This window comes from Enterococcus sp. MMGLQ5-1 (genome assembly GCF_013155265.1).
GTDB lineage: Bacteria > Bacillota > Bacilli > Lactobacillales > Streptococcaceae > MMGLQ5-1.
On record NZ_JABJXU010000001.1, the window covers coordinates 324,695 to 342,367 of the forward strand.

The 17,673-nt window shown below is 36.2% G+C and carries 16 protein-coding genes and 1 other annotated feature; of the genes, 15 read left to right on the forward strand and 1 reads right to left on the reverse strand.

Going from position 1 to position 17,673, the window contains the following annotated elements:
* Positions 1–111 precede the first annotated feature (111 nt).
* The 6 genes from raiA to HOY35_RS01530 all read left to right on the forward strand — a co-directional run bounded on the left by raiA (position 112) and on the right by HOY35_RS01530 (position 8,922).
* Positions 112–657, forward strand: a complete 546-nt coding sequence (gene raiA, locus HOY35_RS01505; RefSeq protein WP_172210248.1) for a ribosome-associated translation inhibitor RaiA — start codon at positions 112–114, stop codon at positions 655–657.
* A gap of 474 nt (positions 658–1,131) precedes the next feature.
* Positions 1,132–2,079: a mannose-6-phosphate isomerase, class I gene (gene manA / locus HOY35_RS01510; protein ID WP_172210249.1), complete on the forward strand. Its 948-nt coding sequence runs from the start codon at positions 1,132–1,134 to the stop codon at positions 2,077–2,079.
* A 220-nt stretch (positions 2,080–2,299) separates the two neighbouring features.
* Positions 2,300–4,891: an ATP-dependent chaperone ClpB gene (gene clpB, locus HOY35_RS01515; protein ID WP_172210250.1), complete on the forward strand. Its 2,592-nt coding sequence runs from the start codon at positions 2,300–2,302 to the stop codon at positions 4,889–4,891.
* A gap of 442 nt (positions 4,892–5,333) precedes the next feature.
* Entirely contained in the window at positions 5,334–6,500 is a 1,167-nt protein-coding gene (locus HOY35_RS01520) for a nucleotide sugar dehydrogenase (protein WP_172210251.1), read from the forward strand.
* Positions 6,501–6,716: 216 nt separating this feature from the next.
* Positions 6,717–7,634 (forward strand): aldo/keto reductase family oxidoreductase, encoded by a 918-nt coding sequence (locus tag HOY35_RS01525; protein WP_172210252.1) that lies wholly within the window; start codon positions 6,717–6,719, stop codon positions 7,632–7,634.
* Positions 7,635–8,259: 625 nt separating this feature from the next.
* The gene (locus tag HOY35_RS01530) at positions 8,260–8,922 is read left to right on the forward strand and encodes a CPBP family intramembrane glutamic endopeptidase (protein WP_172210253.1); all 663 of its coding nucleotides are present in this window, start codon (positions 8,260–8,262) and stop codon (positions 8,920–8,922) included.
* On the opposite strand, the gene HOY35_RS01535 is transcribed toward HOY35_RS01530, so the two are convergent.
* Positions 8,900–9,115 (reverse strand): ferredoxin, encoded by a 216-nt coding sequence (locus HOY35_RS01535; protein ID WP_172210254.1) that lies wholly within the window; start codon positions 9,113–9,115, stop codon positions 8,900–8,902. The two genes, HOY35_RS01530 and HOY35_RS01535, sit on opposite strands and share 23 nt — an antisense overlap.
* Before the next feature lie 259 nt (positions 9,116–9,374).
* On the opposite strand from HOY35_RS01535, the gene HOY35_RS01540 reads away from it, so the two are divergent.
* The 9 genes from HOY35_RS01540 (at position 9,375) to dnaJ (ending at position 17,669) form a co-directional block, all read left to right on the forward strand.
* On the forward strand, positions 9,375–9,899 hold the full coding sequence (locus HOY35_RS01540) for an SAG1386/EF1546 family surface-associated protein (RefSeq protein WP_172210255.1): 525 nt from the start codon (positions 9,375–9,377) through the stop codon (positions 9,897–9,899).
* A 300-nt stretch (positions 9,900–10,199) separates the two neighbouring features.
* Complete coding sequence (gene cmk, locus HOY35_RS01545) at positions 10,200–10,874, forward strand: (d)CMP kinase (protein WP_172210256.1); 675 nt, start codon at positions 10,200–10,202, stop codon at positions 10,872–10,874.
* Between the two features lie 39 nt (positions 10,875–10,913).
* Positions 10,914–11,047: a sequence feature (ribosomal protein L20 leader region), on the forward strand.
* A 48-nt stretch (positions 11,048–11,095) separates the two neighbouring features.
* Positions 11,096–11,650, forward strand: a complete 555-nt coding sequence (gene infC, locus HOY35_RS01550; protein ID WP_172210257.1) for a translation initiation factor IF-3 — start codon at positions 11,096–11,098, stop codon at positions 11,648–11,650.
* 83 nt (positions 11,651–11,733) lie between these two features.
* A complete protein-coding gene (rpmI, locus tag HOY35_RS01555; protein WP_172210258.1) occupies positions 11,734–11,934 on the forward strand; it encodes a 50S ribosomal protein L35 in 201 nt (66 codons plus the stop codon).
* A 73-nt stretch (positions 11,935–12,007) separates the two neighbouring features.
* Positions 12,008–12,367, forward strand: coding sequence for a 50S ribosomal protein L20 (gene rplT, locus HOY35_RS01560; RefSeq protein ID WP_172210259.1), 360 nt, complete (start codon positions 12,008–12,010; stop codon positions 12,365–12,367).
* Positions 12,368–12,611: 244 nt separating this feature from the next.
* The gene (gene hrcA / locus HOY35_RS01565) at positions 12,612–13,664 is read left to right on the forward strand and encodes a heat-inducible transcriptional repressor HrcA (protein WP_172210260.1); all 1,053 of its coding nucleotides are present in this window, start codon (positions 12,612–12,614) and stop codon (positions 13,662–13,664) included.
* 82 nt (positions 13,665–13,746) lie between these two features.
* Positions 13,747–14,301, forward strand: a complete 555-nt coding sequence (gene grpE, locus HOY35_RS01570) for a nucleotide exchange factor GrpE (RefSeq protein WP_172210261.1) — start codon at positions 13,747–13,749, stop codon at positions 14,299–14,301.
* Positions 14,302–14,344: 43 nt separating this feature from the next.
* Positions 14,345–16,183: a molecular chaperone DnaK gene (gene dnaK, locus HOY35_RS01575; RefSeq protein WP_172210262.1), complete on the forward strand. Its 1,839-nt coding sequence runs from the start codon at positions 14,345–14,347 to the stop codon at positions 16,181–16,183.
* Positions 16,184–16,523: 340 nt separating this feature from the next.
* On the forward strand, positions 16,524–17,669 hold the full coding sequence (dnaJ, locus tag HOY35_RS01580; protein ID WP_172210263.1) for a molecular chaperone DnaJ: 1,146 nt from the start codon (positions 16,524–16,526) through the stop codon (positions 17,667–17,669).
* The last annotated feature ends 4 nt before the right edge of the window (positions 17,670–17,673 follow it).

A 17,673-nucleotide genomic window follows, 5' to 3' on the forward strand; every position in this document is an offset into this window, starting at 1 on the left:
TTATTAAGATAATTTATAGAGATATTGTTGGGAAATTATTAGAAGTTTGGTATAATTAATTTAAGAAAGGGAAGCGATTTCTTTTCTATGTTGCAGAAAGAGGGTTTTATTATGATTAGATACAATGTACGCGGAGAGAACATCGAAGTAACAGAAGCAATTCGAGATTATGTTGAAAAGAAGGTCAGCAAAATCGAAAAGTATTTCGGGGAAAACATTGAAGGTACGGCTCATGTCAATCTAAAAGTCTATCCTGAGAAAAAGGCCAAAGTTGAAGTGACCATCCCACTTCCAAATATTGTTCTTCGTGCAGAAGACACCTCGCAAGATTTATATGGTAGTATTGACTTAGTAACTGATAAGTTAGAACGCCAAATTAGAAAGCATAAAACAAAATTAAATCGCCGTCACAGACAAAAACAACCAGCAGGTGAAATCTTTATTGCTGATTCTGTTGAGGCATTGCCAGAGGAAGATAATGAAATAATTGTTAGAACAAAACGTGTTTCATTAAAACCAATGGATGCAGAAGAAGCTGTTTTACAAATGGATATGTTAGGGCATAGTTTCTTTATCTTTACTGATGCTGAAACAAATGCTACGAATATCGTCTATCGCCGTGGTGATGGTAATATTGGATTAATTGAAACTGAATAATAAAAGCATTGGAGTTGGCAGTTGGTCAACTCCTTTTTTCTAAGCAAATATCATTGATATTAAAAATGAATTGCAATTTTTTGAGGTGTGGATGGGATGTCTGTGATTTTGGTATTGTTTCTCGGAAACAAATCCAAAATCACGCGTTAGGTGTTGTTTTGTTGTGTAATCGATATTGTTTCTCGGAAACAAATCCAAAATCACGCGTTAGGTGTTGTTTTGTTGTGTAATCGGTATTGTTTCCCGGAAACAATTCCAAATTCACGCGTTATGTGCTGTTTTCATGTGAAAACGGTATTGTTTCCCGGAAACAATTCCAAATTCACGCGTTATGTGCTGTTTTCATGTGAAAACGGTATTGTTTCCGAGAAATAATTCCAAATTTGGTTTGAGTTGTTAATTTTCTGATTATAGGATAAAATGAACACGTTTACAAAATTAAATTAGCTAGTTAATATATAAAGGAGTTTATCAATGAGTGAGCCATTATTTTTAAAACCTGTTTTTCATGAAAAAATTTGGGGCGGCAATCGTCTTAAGACAGAGTTCGGCTATTCGATTCCAAGTAATCATACAGGAGAATGCTGGGCGATTTCTGCACATCCAAATGGGGTCTGCCAAGTTGAAAATGGTCAATATGCCGGTCAAAAATTAGATACCCTATACCAAAATCAGCCTGAACTATTTGGGAATCCATCCAAGCCTGTTTTCCCATTACTTACTAAAATTTTAGATGCGGATGATTGGTTATCTGTTCAGGTTCATCCAGATGATGCCTATGGTCTTAAGCACGAGGGCGAGCTTGGAAAAACGGAGTGCTGGTATATTATTGCAGCGGAAGAGGGCGCAGAAATCATTTATGGTCACCATGCGAAATCACGTCAGGAGCTAGCAGAAATGATTGAGCAAAAGGACTGGGATCATTTACTCAAAAAGGTTAAGGTAAAAGCAGGCGACTTCTTTTATGTGCCGAGTGGTACAATGCATGCAATTGGCAAAGGTATTTTAATTTTAGAAACGCAGCAATCGAGTGATACGACTTACCGAGTATACGATTTTGATCGAAAGGATAATGCTGGTCATTTACGTGAGCTACATTTACAGCAGTCGATTGATGTAATGACGATTGGTGAGGTTCAAAATTCAAAGCCTGAAATGCTTTCTGATGATAATGCTGATATTACAACCTTTGTATCAAACGATTTCTTCACCGTTTATCAATGGCAAATTCATGGTGAAAAACTATTTACTAAAAATGCTGACTATACGCTAGCTTCTGTCATTAGTGGTCAAGGTGAGCTATTGGTAGATGGCGTTATCTATCCATTAAATAAGGGACAGCATTTTATTTTACCTGCCGATGTAACAAATTGGACAATCTCAGGCAATTTAAATCTGATTGCTAGTCATGACGGGAAATGATTGATTAATTCAATAAAGCGTTTATGGGTTATTTGCATAAATGCTTTATTTTTTTATATTTTAAGAACGGTTTTCGTTTAACAAAATTAATAATTTATCTTATGATAGAATTGTGAAAGGCAAAAGGTCAAAAAAAGTCAAACTATTTTATTGACCTTTACTGACCTTTGTGGTAAATTATTATTAACAGCAAGAAGCTGTGTATTGAGGAGGTCATTAAATGAATATTGAAAAGATGACAACAACTTTGCAACAGGCGCTTTCAGAGGCACAAAATATTGCAAAGGTTAGAAAAAATCAAAATATTGAAATTGAACATTTATGGAAATTTTTAATTCAACCTGGAAACTTTGCTCATGATTTTTATCAAGACTTAGGCGTTAATGTAAAAGATTTTGACAAAGCGATTGATGCTGCAATTGATAAAATATCGGTTGTTGAAGGCGAGAATGTAACCTATGGTGCGAATATCAGTCAAAATTTATTTAAGCTATTTCAGGATGCCGAAACGATTGCAAATGAATTTAAGGATGAATATCTCTCGACTGAAGTCGTTTTGCTTGCGCTTTTTAAACAGAAAAGTAATGCCCTAACGATTTATCTTAAAAATCATGGTATTTCAGAAAAACAAGTTAAACAGAAAATTGAATCAATGCGGGGAGGGGCTAGTGTGACGAGTCAAAATCAAGAAGAACAATATGAAGCACTAAAAAAATACGGTACAGATCTAGTTGAAGCAGTTAAAGCTGGCAAAATGGATCCGATTATTGGTCGGGATGAGGAGGTTCGTGACGTTGTCCGAATTTTATCTCGTAAAACAAAAAATAATCCAATTTTAATCGGTGAGCCCGGTGTTGGTAAAACAGCAATTGTAGAAGGCTTGGCTCAACGTATTGTGAAAAAAGATGTGCCCTTAAATTTGCAGGATAAGACGATCTTTAGCTTGGATATGGGTTCTTTAATTGCTGGTGCCAAGTATCGAGGCGAGTTTGAAGAGCGTTTGAAAGCAGTGCTTAATGAAATTAAAAAATCAGATGGTCGGATTTTATTATTTATTGATGAAATTCATACCATTGTTGGGGCTGGTAAGACCGAGGGCTCAATGGACGCTGGTAATTTATTAAAACCAATGCTTGCCAGAGGTGAATTGCATTTGATTGGTGCAACAACCCTAGATGAGTATCGTCAAAATTTTGAAAAGGATAAGGCTTTAGAGCGTCGTTTCCAAAAGGTAATGGTTAAAGAACCGACTGTTGAGGATACGATTTCAATTCTTCGTGGCTTAAAGGAACGCTTTGAGGTGCATCACGGGGTTAAAATTCATGATAACGCTCTAGTGGCAGCAGCAACGCTTTCTAACCGCTATATCACAGATCGTTTTTTACCAGATAAGGCGATTGATTTAGTCGATGAAGCTTCAGCAACTATTCGGGTAGAAATGAATTCAGCACCGACTGAATTAGACCAAATTTCACGAAAGCTAATGCAGCTTGAAATTGAAGAGGCAGCTTTAAAGAAAGAAACGGATGCAGCAAGTAAGAAACGGCTTGAGCTACTACAAGAAGAGCTTGCCAATACCCGCGAAAAAGCGAACAGCTTGAAAATGCGCTGGGAAACAGAAAAGGAGGCTGTCGAAAAAATTCATGCTAAACGTGCTGAGCTAGAGCAAGCGCGTCATGCTTTGGAAAACGCCGAATCTGAATATGATTTGGAAAAGGCAGCTGTTTTACGGCATGGTACGATTCCAAATCTTGAAAAGGAAGTATCAGCTTTAGAGAATGCTCAAATACAAAATGATAGTACCTTAATTCAAGAATCGGTTACCGATCAGGAAATTGCCGAGGTTATTGGTCGGCTAACAGGGATTCCAGTTACAAAGCTTGTCGAAGGTGAAAAAGAAAAGCTGCTTCATTTAGCAGATACCTTACATCAACGTGTTGTCGGTCAAGATGAGGCGGTCAATGCAGTTAGTGATGCGATTATTCGTAGCCGTGCTGGCTTGCAGGATCCAAATAAGCCTCTAGGAAGTTTCCTATTCTTAGGACCAACTGGTGTTGGCAAGACCGAGCTTGCGAAAAGCTTGGCTGAAGATTTATTTGATTCTGAATCGCATATGGTGCGCATTGATATGAGTGAATACATGGAAAAGCATTCAGTCAGTCGTTTAGTTGGTGCGCCTCCCGGCTATGTTGGTTATGATGAGGGCGGTCAGTTGACTGAAGCAGTTCGACGCAATCCTTATACGATTATTCTTTTGGATGAAATTGAAAAGGCTCATCCAGATGTCTTTAATATCTTACTACAGGTTTTAGATGATGGTCGTTTGACAGATTCAAAGGGCGTTGTGGTCGACTTTAAGAATACCGTTTTAATCATGACCAGTAATATTGGCTCAAGAACCTTATTGGATGGCATAAAATCTGATGGCACGCTTGAAAATGAAACTAAAGAAGCGGTGCTTAACGAATTAAAATTACATTTCAAACCTGAGTTTTTAAATCGAATTGACGATACCGTTCTCTTTACGCCACTAACCTTAGCGACCGTAAAAGAGATTATCGATAAAATTGTTAAACAGCTATCTGCCCGTTTAGAGCATCAAGCAATTAGCTTGGAATTAACAGATGAAGCTAAAACGTGGATTGCTGAGAATGCTTATGAGCCTGAATACGGTGCAAGACCAATTAAACGTTTTGTAACCAGATATCTTGAAACACCATTGGCTAAGGAATTAGTAGGTGGTAAGATTTTACCTGATTCTGTAATTTTAGTTGGGGTAAAGGCTGACCATTTAATTTTTGATATTAAATAGTTGTGGGTAGTTTAAGCTAAAATTAATAATGCGTTATTTAATTTATTGATCTCAGAAAGTGGAGTTCTAAATTCTACTTTCTGAGACGGTATTTTAATTAGCGTTTTTTTTATTCGTTATTTTAGAAAATGTACTACAGTAATGATTGCAGTTTAGAATTATTTTTATTGTCTGAAAAGGGCCATTTAAAAAAATGTTTATCTTTTTGATTAGGAAAAGTGTTTCTATTTTTGCTAGAATAAGCTATAAAATATTTTATTTGTCAAACGAATTATATTTTTTTAATTTTCTTAATATTACATTAGAATTTAATTGAGTATCAGATATATGTTTTATACAAAGCGGTTAAATGAATAAATATGCTTGTCCTATGTGGTATTTAGGTCTTGATCTTTATTTTAGTTATACTATCAATTTACTAAGTTAGCTGGAGGTCAATTTAATGAAAATTTCAATTTTCGGTTTAGGCTATGTTGGTTTAGCCAATGCTTTATTATTAGGTCAACATGAAGAGGTAGTAGCTTTTGATATTTCAGCTGAAAGGATTAGGCGGCTTCAAAAAAGGGAGAGCCCTTTGCTAGAGGCTGACATTATTGAATTTATAACGCAGGCGAAAAGCCATGTTGAGTACACTGCTGATTTTGAATACGCAGTTATGCATGGTGATTTTTTATTGATTGCAACGCCAACGGATTATAATTCAACGGATCATTTTTTTGACACCTCTTCTATTGAAACAGTGATTGAGCGTGCTCTAGCTATTAAACCATCATCGATATTTATAATTAAATCAACCATTCCTGTCGGCTATACTAAAGGCCTTAAGCATAAATATCAAACCGATAATATTATTTTTTCACCAGAGTTCCTAAGAGAAGGCAAAGCGCTTTATGATAATTTATATCCATCAAGAATAATTATAGGTGAATGCTCTGAACGTGCTGAAGTAATTGCCGAATTATTTAAGCGTGGTGCTTTAAAGGCTGCTGTCGATGTTCTTTTTACAAATTCGACCGAAGCTGAAGCAATCAAGCTTTTTTCAAATACTTATTTAGCCTTGAGGGTTGCCTTTTTTAATGAATTGGATACCTACACAGAAATCAAGAATTTGGATACAAGGCAGATTATCAAGGGTATTTGTTTAGATCCAAGAATTGGTGATTATTATAATAATCCAAGCTTTGGCTATGGTGGCTATTGCTTACCAAAGGATACGAAGCAATTAGAAGCAAATTACCATGCAGTGCCAGAGGCTTTAATTTTAGCTGTTGTTGCATCAAATAAAATACGTAAAGATTTTATCACCAGCCAAATTTTAGCAAGCAATCCTAAAATTGTTGGTATTCATCGTTTAACGATGAAAACGGCTTCTGATAATTTTAGATTTAGCTCAATCCAAGGTATTATGAGGCGAATTAAGGCTAAAGGAGTTGAAGCTGTGATTTATGAACCATTGATTTCTGATGCTTTTTTTAACGATTTTCGTGTAATTAAGGATTTTGACGAGTTTAAACGGATTTCTGATATCATCGTTTCTAATCGTTTTGAGGCTTCACTTAACGATGTTATTACTAAAGTTTATACTCGTGATTTATTTCAGAATAATTGATTGGACAAGGAAATAAGAGCAGCAATACTTAGTGGCTGAAATTGTAGTTCAAGTCTGCTGTTTTGAGGTTTTAGCCAGTGCTTTTTAGTAGCTATTTTAACGACTGCTCTGTTTTTAAAGGCAAAATATTAAAAATCGAGCATTTGAAAGGGTTTTCAACAAAAGTATAAAGGCGTATAATGAATACGATTATACTTTGTTGGAAAGAGGTACTGAATGAAGCAAATTAAACTAGGTAATACTGAGGAATTAGTTTCGCAGGTTGTGTTAGGCTGTATGCGAATCAATGAAGCGGGCAAAGAACCAGTTGAGGTGATCAATGTCGCTTACGAAAATGGTATCAATTTTTTTGACCATGCTGATATTTATGGCGATGGTGAATGCGAGCGTATTTTTGCTAATGCTTTTCGTCAAACGGGAATTGATCGGAACGACGTTTTTATACAATCTAAATGTGGTATTGTACCAGGAAAGGCGTTTGATTTTTCTACTGAACACATTATCCAATCGGTAGAGGGCAGTCTTAGACGTTTAAAAACCGATTATTTGGATAGTCTTTTATTACATCGTCCGGATACTTTGTTTATACCTGAAGAGGTTGCTGAGGCCTTTTATCAATTAGAAAAGGCGGGCAAGGTGAAATATTTTGGCGTTTCAAATCAAAAGCCCCTACAAATCGAGCTTCTCAAAACGGCTGTCAAGCAGCCCTTGGTTGCAAATCAATTACAATTTGGTTTAGGCCATACAGGGATGATTGATTCAGGCATCTATGTGAATATGAAAAAAGAAGCAGCCCTTGACCGTGATGGCTCAATCTTAGAGTATTCGAGAATTAAGCAAATGACGATTCAGGCATGGTCGCCCTTTCAATATGGTTTTTTTGATGGTACATTTATTGGTAACAATAATTTTCCAGTCCTAAATCAAAAATTGAATCAGCTTGCCGTTAAATATCAAGTGTCTCCAGCTGGCATTGCAACAAGCTGGATTAATTCGCATCCAGCAAATTTTCAAACGGTTATTGGCACAATGACCACCAAAAGAATTATAGACATCACAAAGGGTGCCGATATTCATTTATCACGTGAGGAATGGTATGATTTATACCAAGCTGCGGGTAATCTCTTACCATAAAACAAGGTGCCAAATTACCTTGCTTAGAAAATCAAAAAACAAGCTAAATTCGCATATATTTACTTTGGCGATTTATGCCAAAGTGCGAAATATACTTGTTTGAGATTTTTTAGGTAATTTAGCCTGTAATATAAAAGCTCAGTGTGATTGCTTACCAAACTCTAATCTGTCTAAAAAAATAGAAAGTTACACATAAATATACGCATAGTAAATCTGATGTTTCATTTTCTACTCGAATTCTTTTAGAGCTATGATGAAACGGTAAACAATAAATTTAAAACATAAGAAGTTAAACGCTTTAGCGTTCTAGTTGAGCTGTTGAAAAATTTTATTGTTCAAGGAGCGTTTCGATAAATCACTTGTGCTAGATTAACAAGGTGCTTTCTTTCTCCGATTAAAACGTCTGACCGGATGACGTATCTATTTGAACAGTTTTGAGAGAGCAAGCCCGTAAATTACGAACAATATGAAAGGGGTTAGGACTTCTGTCCCGGCCTCTTTAACTTATAATATAGGTAGAAAATTAAGATTTGGCAGTTAATAACGATACAAAATTACTTTTAGCTTTTTATCTGATATGATTTACGATACAATAAATGAGTTATGAATGGAGGCGTTTGTGCAAATGATAAAAAACCGTGTTAAATCGATTTTTGTTTTGATTATTTTATTTATATTAAGTCAAATTCCAATGACGATAACGACATTAGTGATTCAGATTAATCAAAATAAAAATTTAGCCTTTAATATTTTTGAGATTGCATTTGTATTGTCAATTATACTAATTGTCTTATATTTTTTCTTACTAATTGCTAAAAAACAGGACGTTATTGGTGGCGAACACTTTCCCAAACCAAAGGACTTTACCTTAATTGGTGTATCCTTTGTTGCTGTCATTATATTAAATATGATTGGTAATCTTTTAATTGGACTAAACGGTGGTGATACAACGGCGAATCAGGCGACTTTGAATAGCTTGTTTGACTACATGCCAATGGCTGTTGCAGTACCGCTTGTGGCCGTATGTGCGCCTGTGATGGAGGAAATTGTTTTTCGGGCAGCGATTATTCGAAAGATCTTTGCTGGACTCCCGCTTGTGGGCTGCTTTTTTTCCGTTTTAATCTTTGGTTTATTACATAGTCCGACTGATATTGGGAGTGCGGTTATTTATTTTGGTATGGGGATCGTTTTAACCAATGCCTATTATCGTACAAAAAATATTTATGTTAGTATTTCTTTGCATGCACTAATTAATTTCATGGGCATTATTGCAATTTATATGAGCTAATTTTTATTGCCTGTGTTGGGCACTTTCTTTGAGCCTCTGTTAAGCTTGCTGCTGCGTCAATTACAATTTCATTTGTTGGGCTTGCTATTAGGCAGACAATGCCATCGTCATCATAGTCAAATATCTTTGGGAAAAGAGCTGCGCAGATGCCACAAGCGATGCATTGTTCAGGCAATATTTGAATTTTTAACATTAGCTATCATTCCTTTTAATCGTTCTATTGATAAATTTTAATAAAAAATCATATAAACTGACAAAATCGACTTGTTTTTTGTTAATATGGTGTAAGATATTAATTGGTAATGCATAAGGCGGTTGGTCTTTTGCACTTATTAGTGCTTGGCGTTCAATTATCATTTTTTATAGTTTAACATAAATATAGATTGTTGCGCAGTGTGACGCCATACCAAATTAATTAAACAATTAATCATATCTATAATAGGAGGTTTATCGTGGCTAAAGACAAAAAAGAGCCTTGGGAACAATCAATTTACGATACACGTGAACAAGAGGTGCTTACTCGAAAGGGTTCAAAACAAAGAAATCAGGCTTCTAAGGTCTATATGATTCTTTTGGTGATTTGTTTATTTCTACTGATTAGCTTGCCAACAGGGTGGTATATCTATCAAAAGCTAAATCAAGAAGATACGAAATCAATTGAACAGTTTGCTTCATCCTCTGAAAGTAAGACAACAGCCTCTGAGAGTCAAGCTTCTTCCAGCTCGTCAGATGCTAGCGCTACAGATGCTAGCTCAACAGCTTCAGCCTCAACGACTCCAAGCTCGTCTGAGGATACGGCGGCATCGTCTAGTGAAGCTGCAACAGATGATAATACAACTGAGGTTGTGGCGGGTGAAGGTGTTAATCAAATTTCTGCTCGTACTGGTGTTCCGGTTGAAACATTATTGAAGCTAAATGGATTTAGTAGTATTGACGAATGGTTTGCAGTCCCAGGTCAAAAAGTTAAAATTAAATAGTTAATTGATCAGAATATAGCATTATCGTGTCTGATAATTATGAAATATTCTGGAGAGCTTCAAAAAATAAAAAATTTGCCTATGGCAAATTTTTTTTGAAAAGCATGGAATCACATGCTTCAATTGTCTATTTTGTATTATTAATTTAGTGATTAGCTTGAGTTTAATGGGCTTAAATATGTATATCGTAGACTTTACGCTTTTTCCAAAGCTTTTACTTGCGATTGCACTGTTACTAGCTGTTTTAGTTATCATCTTTGTAAAAAACAAAGATGCTTTTACCTTGAAAGGAATACTATTTTGTCAAAAATTATAATTGCAATTGATGGTCCAGCCTCCTCTGGAAAAAGTACAGTTGCTAAAATCATTGCAAAAAAACTGAATTTAATTTATTTAGATACAGGTGCAATGTATCGTGCAGTCACCTTTTTAGCCCTAAAGCATCAGCTTGAAAGTCCTTTAGCTATTTTGAAGCTTATAAAAGAGCAGCCTATTTCATTTCAAAATACATCAGATGGTCAATTAGTTTTTCTCGGTGACCAAGAGGTTACTCAGGTGATTCGTGAAAACGAAGTAACCAAAGCAGTTTCAAAATATGCGGCAATGAAGGAAATTAGGACAGCCCTTGTAGATTTGCAAAGACAATATGCCGATCAAGGCGGCGTTATTATGGATGGTCGCGATATTGGGACAGTCGTTTTACCGCAAGCTGATTTGAAAATATTTTTAGTTGCTTCTGTTGATGAAAGAGCAAAACGTCGCTATCAGGAAAATATTGAAAAAGGCATTGCAACTGATTTTGAAACCTTAAAGGCTGATATTGCTAAGCGTGATGAACTAGACTCAACACGAGCTGAATCACCTTTGAAGCAGGCGGATGATGCCATTTTATTAGATACAACAGGCTTGAATATTGAACAAGTTGTAAGCGAAATTGAAAGCTTGGCCAAGAAAAAAATATATAAATTAGCTTGACTTTAGAAGCTGATTTATAGTATTATATGAAAGTTGAGAAAATTAAAGTAGAAGCACCCGCTTCTCGCCTTAGCGAATACGTGTTCCTGGGCTGATAGATAAACAAAGCTTTACGATATGTAAAGTCATTTGAGCGGGTCTACGTTTTGGTAGAGTCGCTTTTTTGTTTGATTATGCTAAGATAATTGATAATCATTTTTACTTTATTTTTTTGGACATTGATGGCATATATATTTGAATTAAGTGAGGTGTTAAACATAGCAAAAGATTTGTTTATAAATGATGAGATTCGTGCTCGAGAAGTACGATTGGTCGGTGCTGAAGGTGAGCAATTAGGTATTAAGCCTGTTGCGGAGGCCCTGAAGATTGCTGAGCAAGCAAATTTAGATTTAGTATTGGTTTCGCCACAAGCTAAACCGCCTGTTGCTAAAATTTTAAATTACGGTAAATTTAAATTTGAACAACAGAAGAAATTGAAGGAGCAGCGTAAGAATCAAAAGGTTGTTAATATTAAGGAAGTACGTTTAAGTCCAAATATTGACGATAATGATTTTAATACGAAGCTCAAAGCAGCATTCAAGTTTCTTGAAAAGGGCGATAAGGTTAAGGTATCAATTCGTTTTAAAGGCCGTATGATTACCCATCGTGATGTTGGGCAACGTGTTCTTGAACGTTTTGCACAAGAAACTAAAGAGGTAGCTACTGTTGAACAGAGACCAAAAATGGATGGTCGTTCAATGTTCTTACAATTAGCGCCGATTCAAGAGAAAAAATAATTTTTAGTTGAAAATTTAGTTTTACTTTGAGATTCTATTTTCAAAAAAGCTTGATTTCATATAATGTAGGAGGATTTTATAAAATGCCAAAACAAAAAACGCACCGCGCGTCAGCTAAACGCTTCAAACGTACTGGTAAGGGTGGATTAAAACGTTTCCGCGCTTATACTTCTCACCGTTTCCACGGTAAGACTGTAAAACAACGTCGTCAATTACGTAAGGCAAGTATGGTTTCAAGCGGCGATTTTAAACGTATTCGTCAAATGTTAAGTGGCTTGAAATAATTAATAATTAATAATGGATAATTAATAATTGTTGATTAATAATTATTAATTGATTACATAGGAGGAAATATAAATGGCACGTGTTAAAGGTGGCGTTGTTTCACGCAAACGTCGTAAACGTATTTTAAAATTAGCAAAAGGTTACTACGGTTCTAAGCATACATTATTCAAAACTGCTAAAGAGCAGGTTATGAATTCTTATAACTACGCATATCGCGATCGTCGTCAAAAGAAACGTGATTTCCGTAAATTATGGATTCAACGTATTAATGCGGCTGCTCGTATTAATGGCTTGTCATATTCAAAATTAACTTATGGCTTGAAATTAGCAGGTATTGAAGTAAACCGTAAAATGTTAGCTGATTTAGCAGTTAATGATGCAGAAGCATTTTCTGCAATTGCGGAAGAAGCGAAAAAAGCATTAAATAAATAAGCCAATTATTAAAATAATTGAAAATGTCATCAAATACTTAATTTCTTTTAAGTTTTGCTGGCATTTTTTTATTTTTGCCTGCCAAAAATGCTTTTATACTAAGGATACACTACCGTTAGCACTCTTTTAAAAAGAGTGCTAATTTTTTGAGCAATATGCATTGACATTTGAAGAAGAACAATGTATATTAATAACAGGGTTAGCAATCGACGATGGTGAGTGCTAACTCATTAGAGGTGATAAAATGTTGACCGAACGACAGATGGCTATTTTAAACTTATTAGTTAAATTGTATACTGCCGAGGGCAATCCTATTGGTTCCAAGCGGATTGTTGCTGAAGGAATTAATGCAAGCAGTGCAACAATCAGAAATGACCTGTCTGCATTAGAAAAAAAAGGCTTGATTCAAAAGGAGCATACTTCATCAGGACGGATTCCTTCAGTTGCTGGTTTTCGTTACTTTGCTGAATTTATGATTGATTCAGTTGGTATTGATGAACATGATTTGAGAACAATCTATCATTCGTTTGAACCTGAATTTTTTAAACAGTCTGATATTTTAAAAGCTGCTGCTTCAACATTAGCAGATTTGACAGGCTTTACAGGCTTTGTCTTAAGCAGCGAGACTAAAGGTAGGGTTTTGACTGGTTTTAGTGTGATTCCATTGAATACACACTCTGCGATGGCAATTTTGATTACAGATAATGCCAACACATCAACAAAATATTTTAATTTACCGAAGACCTTGCTGTTAGATGATTTAAATCTTTTGGAACGTATTGTTCATGACCGCTTATTAGGCAATGATTTAATGTCTGTTCATTATAAAATTAGAACAGAGCTACCTCAGTTTTTACATCGTTACTTTAAGGTAACGGCCGGGGTGATGTCACTGTTTGATCATCTTTTTGAAGATTTATTCAATGAGGAGATTTTTATTAGTGGTAAGCTGAATGCATTAAATTATATTAGCCCCTCTGACAGTCAAACCTTAAAGGGCTTGTATCAGTTCTTTGGTGAGACAAAGGAAGTCGTTAATGTGCTTCGAGAGGTAAGTAAGGATAAATTGACGGTGGATATTGGTGATAACCGAAATGTACTTTTTAGAAATTTATCGTTAATCACCCAACCCTATGATATTCCCGGGAATAAACAAGGGATATTGGCAATTATGGGACCTGTCAATTTGGATTACATTAAAATTGTTGGCATGATGAGTGCAATGGGTAAGTTGTTATCGTTAAAGCTTTATGACTATAATCGATTCGTTGATTCAAATCATTATGAGATTGAGTAAGCTTTCAATTTAATGAAGTGATAAACGTAGCCACTTATTAAGTGCTGCTACTAATTATATATAGGATGGAAGAGGTGTGCTCTTGTCAAAGAAAAAAGATAAAGAAAAAGATGATCAACAGCCAAATGTAGCTGCTGCTGATCAAGCTGAAACCACAAAAAAATCTGAAGAAGCCGTTGAGACGGTAGATGAATTGACTCAGTTAAAACAGGAAATTGAGTCTAAGGAAGATGAGTTGCTTCGTGCGCGAGCAGAGATGTCAAATATGCATAAACGCTTTGCTGGCGAAAGACAAACCTTGCAAAAATATCGTTCTCAGGATTTGGCAACTAAAATTTTACCGAGCTTGGATAACTTAGAGCGTGCCCTGCAAAGTGAAGTTACTGATGAAGCTGGCGAATCACTAAAAAAAGGTATTCTAATGGTTCAAGAAAGCTTATTACATGCCTTGCAAGAAGAAGGTGTCGAGCTAATTGAAGCAGAAAATGCTGATTTTGATCCAAACCTACATCATGCTGTTCAAACGGTAGCTGCAAGTGATGAACAGCCAACGGATACAGTCGTTCAAGTTTTGCAAAAGGGTTATAAATTGCATGATCGTGTTTTACGACCAAGTATGGTTGTCGTGGCACAGTAAATGTAATTAAAAATTAAATATTAACTTACGGAGGAAATAAATTATGTCTAAAATTATTGGTATTGACTTAGGTACAACTAACTCAGCAGTCGCAGTTCTTGAAGGTGGACAAGCGAATATTATCCCAAATCCAGAGGGTAACCGGACAACACCATCAGTTGTTGCTTTTAAAAATGGTGAAATTCAAGTCGGTGAGGTTGCTAAGCGTCAAGCGGTAACTAATCCTGATACGATTATTTCAATCAAACGCCATATGGGTGAAGCAGGCTTCAAGGTAAATGTTGCTGATAAGTCATATACACCTCAAGAAATTTCAGCAATGATTTTACAATATTTAAAAGGCTTTGCTGAAGATTACTTAGGCGAAAAGGTTGATAAAGCGGTAATTACTGTACCTGCTTACTTTAACGATGCTCAACGTCAAGCAACTAAGGATGCTGGTAAAATTGCTGGTTTAGAGGTTGAACGTATTGTTAATGAACCAACAGCAGCAGCACTTGCTTATGGTTTAGATAAAACTGATAAGGATGAAAAAATCTTAGTATTTGACCTTGGTGGTGGTACGTTTGACGTTTCAATTCTTGAGCTAGGTGACGGTGTCTTTGATGTATTATCTACCGCAGGTGATAATAATCTTGGTGGGGATGACTTCGATAATAAGATTATTGATTATTTAATTGCTGAGTTTAAAAAGGACAATGGTATCGATTTAGCGAAAGATAAAATGGCAATGCAGCGTTTGAAGGATGCAGCTGAAAAGGCTAAAAAAGACTTGTCAGGTGTTACATCAACACAAATTAGCTTACCATTTATCACCGCCGGTGATGCAGGCCCACTTCACTTAGAAGTGAACTTAACTCGTGCTAAATTTGACGAATTAACAGTTGATTTAGTCGAACGTACTAAGAACCCAGTACGTCAAGCCTTAAAAGATGCAGGCCTTTCACAATCTGATATTGATGAAGTTATTTTAGTTGGTGGTTCTACTCGTATTCCTGCTGTTGTCGATGCAGTTAAAAAGGAAACTGGTAAGGAACCAAATAAATCAGTAAACCCTGATGAAGTTGTTGCAATGGGTGCAGCAATTCAAGGTGGTGTGATTACTGGTGATGTTAAGGATGTCGTTTTACTTGATGTGACACCTTTATCATTAGGTATTGAAACAATGGGTGGCGTATTTACGAAATTAATTGACCGTAATACAACGATTCCAACATCTAAGTCACAAGTATTCTCAACAGCTGCTGACAATCAACCCGCAGTAGATATCCATGTCTTGCAAGGTGAACGTCCAATGGCCGCTGACAACAAAACCTTAGGTCGTTTCCAATTGACAGATATCCCAGCAGCACCTCGTGGTGTACCTCAAATCGAAGTTAAATTTGATATTGATAAAAACGGTATTGTTAATGTTTCTGCCAAAGATTTAGGTACCAACAAGGAACAAACAATTACAATTAAATCTTCTTCAGGTTTGACTGATGAAGAGGTTGAACGTATGGTTAAAGATGCCGAAGCAAATGCCGAAGCGGATAAGACACGTAAAGAAGAAGTTGAATTGCGTAATGAAGCAGATCAATTAGTCTTTCAAGTAGACAAAACCTTGAAGGAGCTTGAAGGTAAGGTTGAAGAGGAAGAAGTTAAGAAGGCTGAAGCAGCTCGTGATGAATTAAAAGCTGCAATTGAGGCTAATAACTTAGAAGAAATTAAAACGAAGCGAGATGCTTTAAATGAAATTGTTCAAAGCTTATCTGTTAAGTTATACGAACAAGCTGCTGCCGCTCAACAAGCAGCACAGGGTGAAGCTGGCGCTGAAGCAGAAGCATCAACTGGAGCAGATGATGTTGTAGATGGTGATTTTGAAGAAGTTGACGATAAATAAGGTACTTATTCTGCTTGGTAGAAAGTTGAAATTAAGCTAAATGTACTTAATTGAAACTTTCTAGCGGAATAGGTCTGTCAAAGAAGGTGCGACTTTTTACATCTATGAATTGCTTGTACTTTGCTTAAAAAATGAGGCGACCTCTTTTAGAATGAATTGAGCGCGAGGAATTATTCCTTGCGCTTTTCTGTGAAAGTAATCTATTTTAATAATATGCTTTAAAAAAGTTACTTTCCATCCATAATAAATGGTAAAATATTAAAGTGCTTCATATTTGTTTTATTATTACTACTCTTAATAGAATAAATGATTGAATTAAAGATTTAATAAAGGAGAAAAAATGGCTGATAAACGAGATTATTATGAAGTTCTAGGCCTTTCAAAGGGTGCGAGTGAGCAAGAAATTAAAAAGGCTTATCGTAAACTCTCTAAGCAATATCACCCTGATATTAATAAGGAGCCGGGCGCAGAGGACAAATTTAAAGAAATATCAGAAGCCTATGAAATTTTAAGTGATGCCCAAAAGAAAGCAGCTTATGATCAATATGGCTTTGCAGGTACTGATCCAAATTACGGTGCGGGTGCTGGTTCAGGCTTTAATGGCTTTTCAGGCTTTGGCGGTGGCGGTTCGTCATTTGGTGGCTTTGAAGATATCTTTGAAAGCTTTTTTGGTGGCGGTGGTGGTCGTGCCAACCCAAACGCGCCAAGACAAGGCGATGATTTACAATATCGCATTAATTTGAGCTTTGAAGAGGCTATTTTTGGTACTGAAAAAACGATTAAATATAAACGTCAAGAAACTTGTCATACTTGTGATGGTAGTGGCGCTAAGCCAGGCACACAGCCACAGACCTGTTCAAAATGTCATGGTCAGGGGCGTGTTCAGGTAGCGCGTGATACCCCGCTTGGTCGTGTAATGTCACAACAGGTCTGCGATGTTTGTCATGGCACTGGTAAAGAAATCAAAGAACCTTGTCCAACCTGTCATGGTTCTGGACAAGAGCAAAAACAGCATGAGGTTAAGGTTAAAGTACCAGCTGGTGTTGAAACAGGACAACAAATCCGCTTAAGTGGACAAGGGGAATCAGGTAGTAACGGCGGTCCTTACGGTGATTTGTATGTGATTTTCCAAGTTACCGAAAGCAAACAATTTGAACGTGACGGCTCAGAAATTTATTATGAATTGCCAATTGAGTTTGTTCAAGCAACTCTTGGTGACGAAGTAGAGGTGCCAACGGTTCATGGTAAGGTTAAGCTGAAAATTCCTGCTGGCACTCAGACTGATACCAATTTTAGATTACGTGGCAAGGGTGCACCTAGATTGCGTGGGACTGGAAACGGTGATCAGCATGTTCGCGTCAAAATCAAAACACCTAAAAATTTAAATGAAGAGCAAAAGAAAACTTTGCGGGCCTTTGCTGTAGCAAGTGGTATCACGCCATCAGAGCATAAGGAAGGCTTTTTTGATAAATTTATAAAAAAGTAAATCA

What these genes read in the sequence shown, in the direction of transcription:
- clpB (WP_172210250.1), top strand. Translation starts at nt 2,300, where the DNA reads ATGAATATTGAAAAGATGACAACAACTTTGCAACAGGCGCTTTCAGAG.
- dnaJ (WP_172210263.1), top strand. Translation starts at nt 16,524, where the DNA reads ATGGCTGATAAACGAGATTATTATGAAGTTCTAGGCCTTTCAAAGGGT.
- rpmI (WP_172210258.1), top strand. Translation starts at nt 11,734, where the DNA reads ATGCCAAAACAAAAAACGCACCGCGCGTCAGCTAAACGCTTCAAACGT.
- hrcA (WP_172210260.1), top strand. Translation starts at nt 12,612, where the DNA reads ATGTTGACCGAACGACAGATGGCTATTTTAAACTTATTAGTTAAATTG.
- manA (WP_172210249.1), top strand. Translation starts at nt 1,132, where the DNA reads ATGAGTGAGCCATTATTTTTAAAACCTGTTTTTCATGAAAAAATTTGG.
- raiA (WP_172210248.1), top strand. Translation starts at nt 112, where the DNA reads ATGATTAGATACAATGTACGCGGAGAGAACATCGAAGTAACAGAAGCA.
- infC (WP_172210257.1), top strand. Translation starts at nt 11,096, where the DNA reads ATGGCATATATATTTGAATTAAGTGAGGTGTTAAACATAGCAAAAGAT.
- dnaK (WP_172210262.1), top strand. Translation starts at nt 14,345, where the DNA reads ATGTCTAAAATTATTGGTATTGACTTAGGTACAACTAACTCAGCAGTC.
- HOY35_RS01530 (WP_172210253.1), top strand. Translation starts at nt 8,260, where the DNA reads ATGATAAAAAACCGTGTTAAATCGATTTTTGTTTTGATTATTTTATTT.
- rplT (WP_172210259.1), top strand. Translation starts at nt 12,008, where the DNA reads ATGGCACGTGTTAAAGGTGGCGTTGTTTCACGCAAACGTCGTAAACGT.
- HOY35_RS01525 (WP_172210252.1), top strand. Translation starts at nt 6,717, where the DNA reads ATGAAGCAAATTAAACTAGGTAATACTGAGGAATTAGTTTCGCAGGTT.
- HOY35_RS01535 (WP_172210254.1), bottom strand. Translation starts at nt 9,115, where the DNA reads ATGTTAAAAATTCAAATATTGCCTGAACAATGCATCGCTTGTGGCATC.
- HOY35_RS01520 (WP_172210251.1), top strand. Translation starts at nt 5,334, where the DNA reads ATGAAAATTTCAATTTTCGGTTTAGGCTATGTTGGTTTAGCCAATGCT.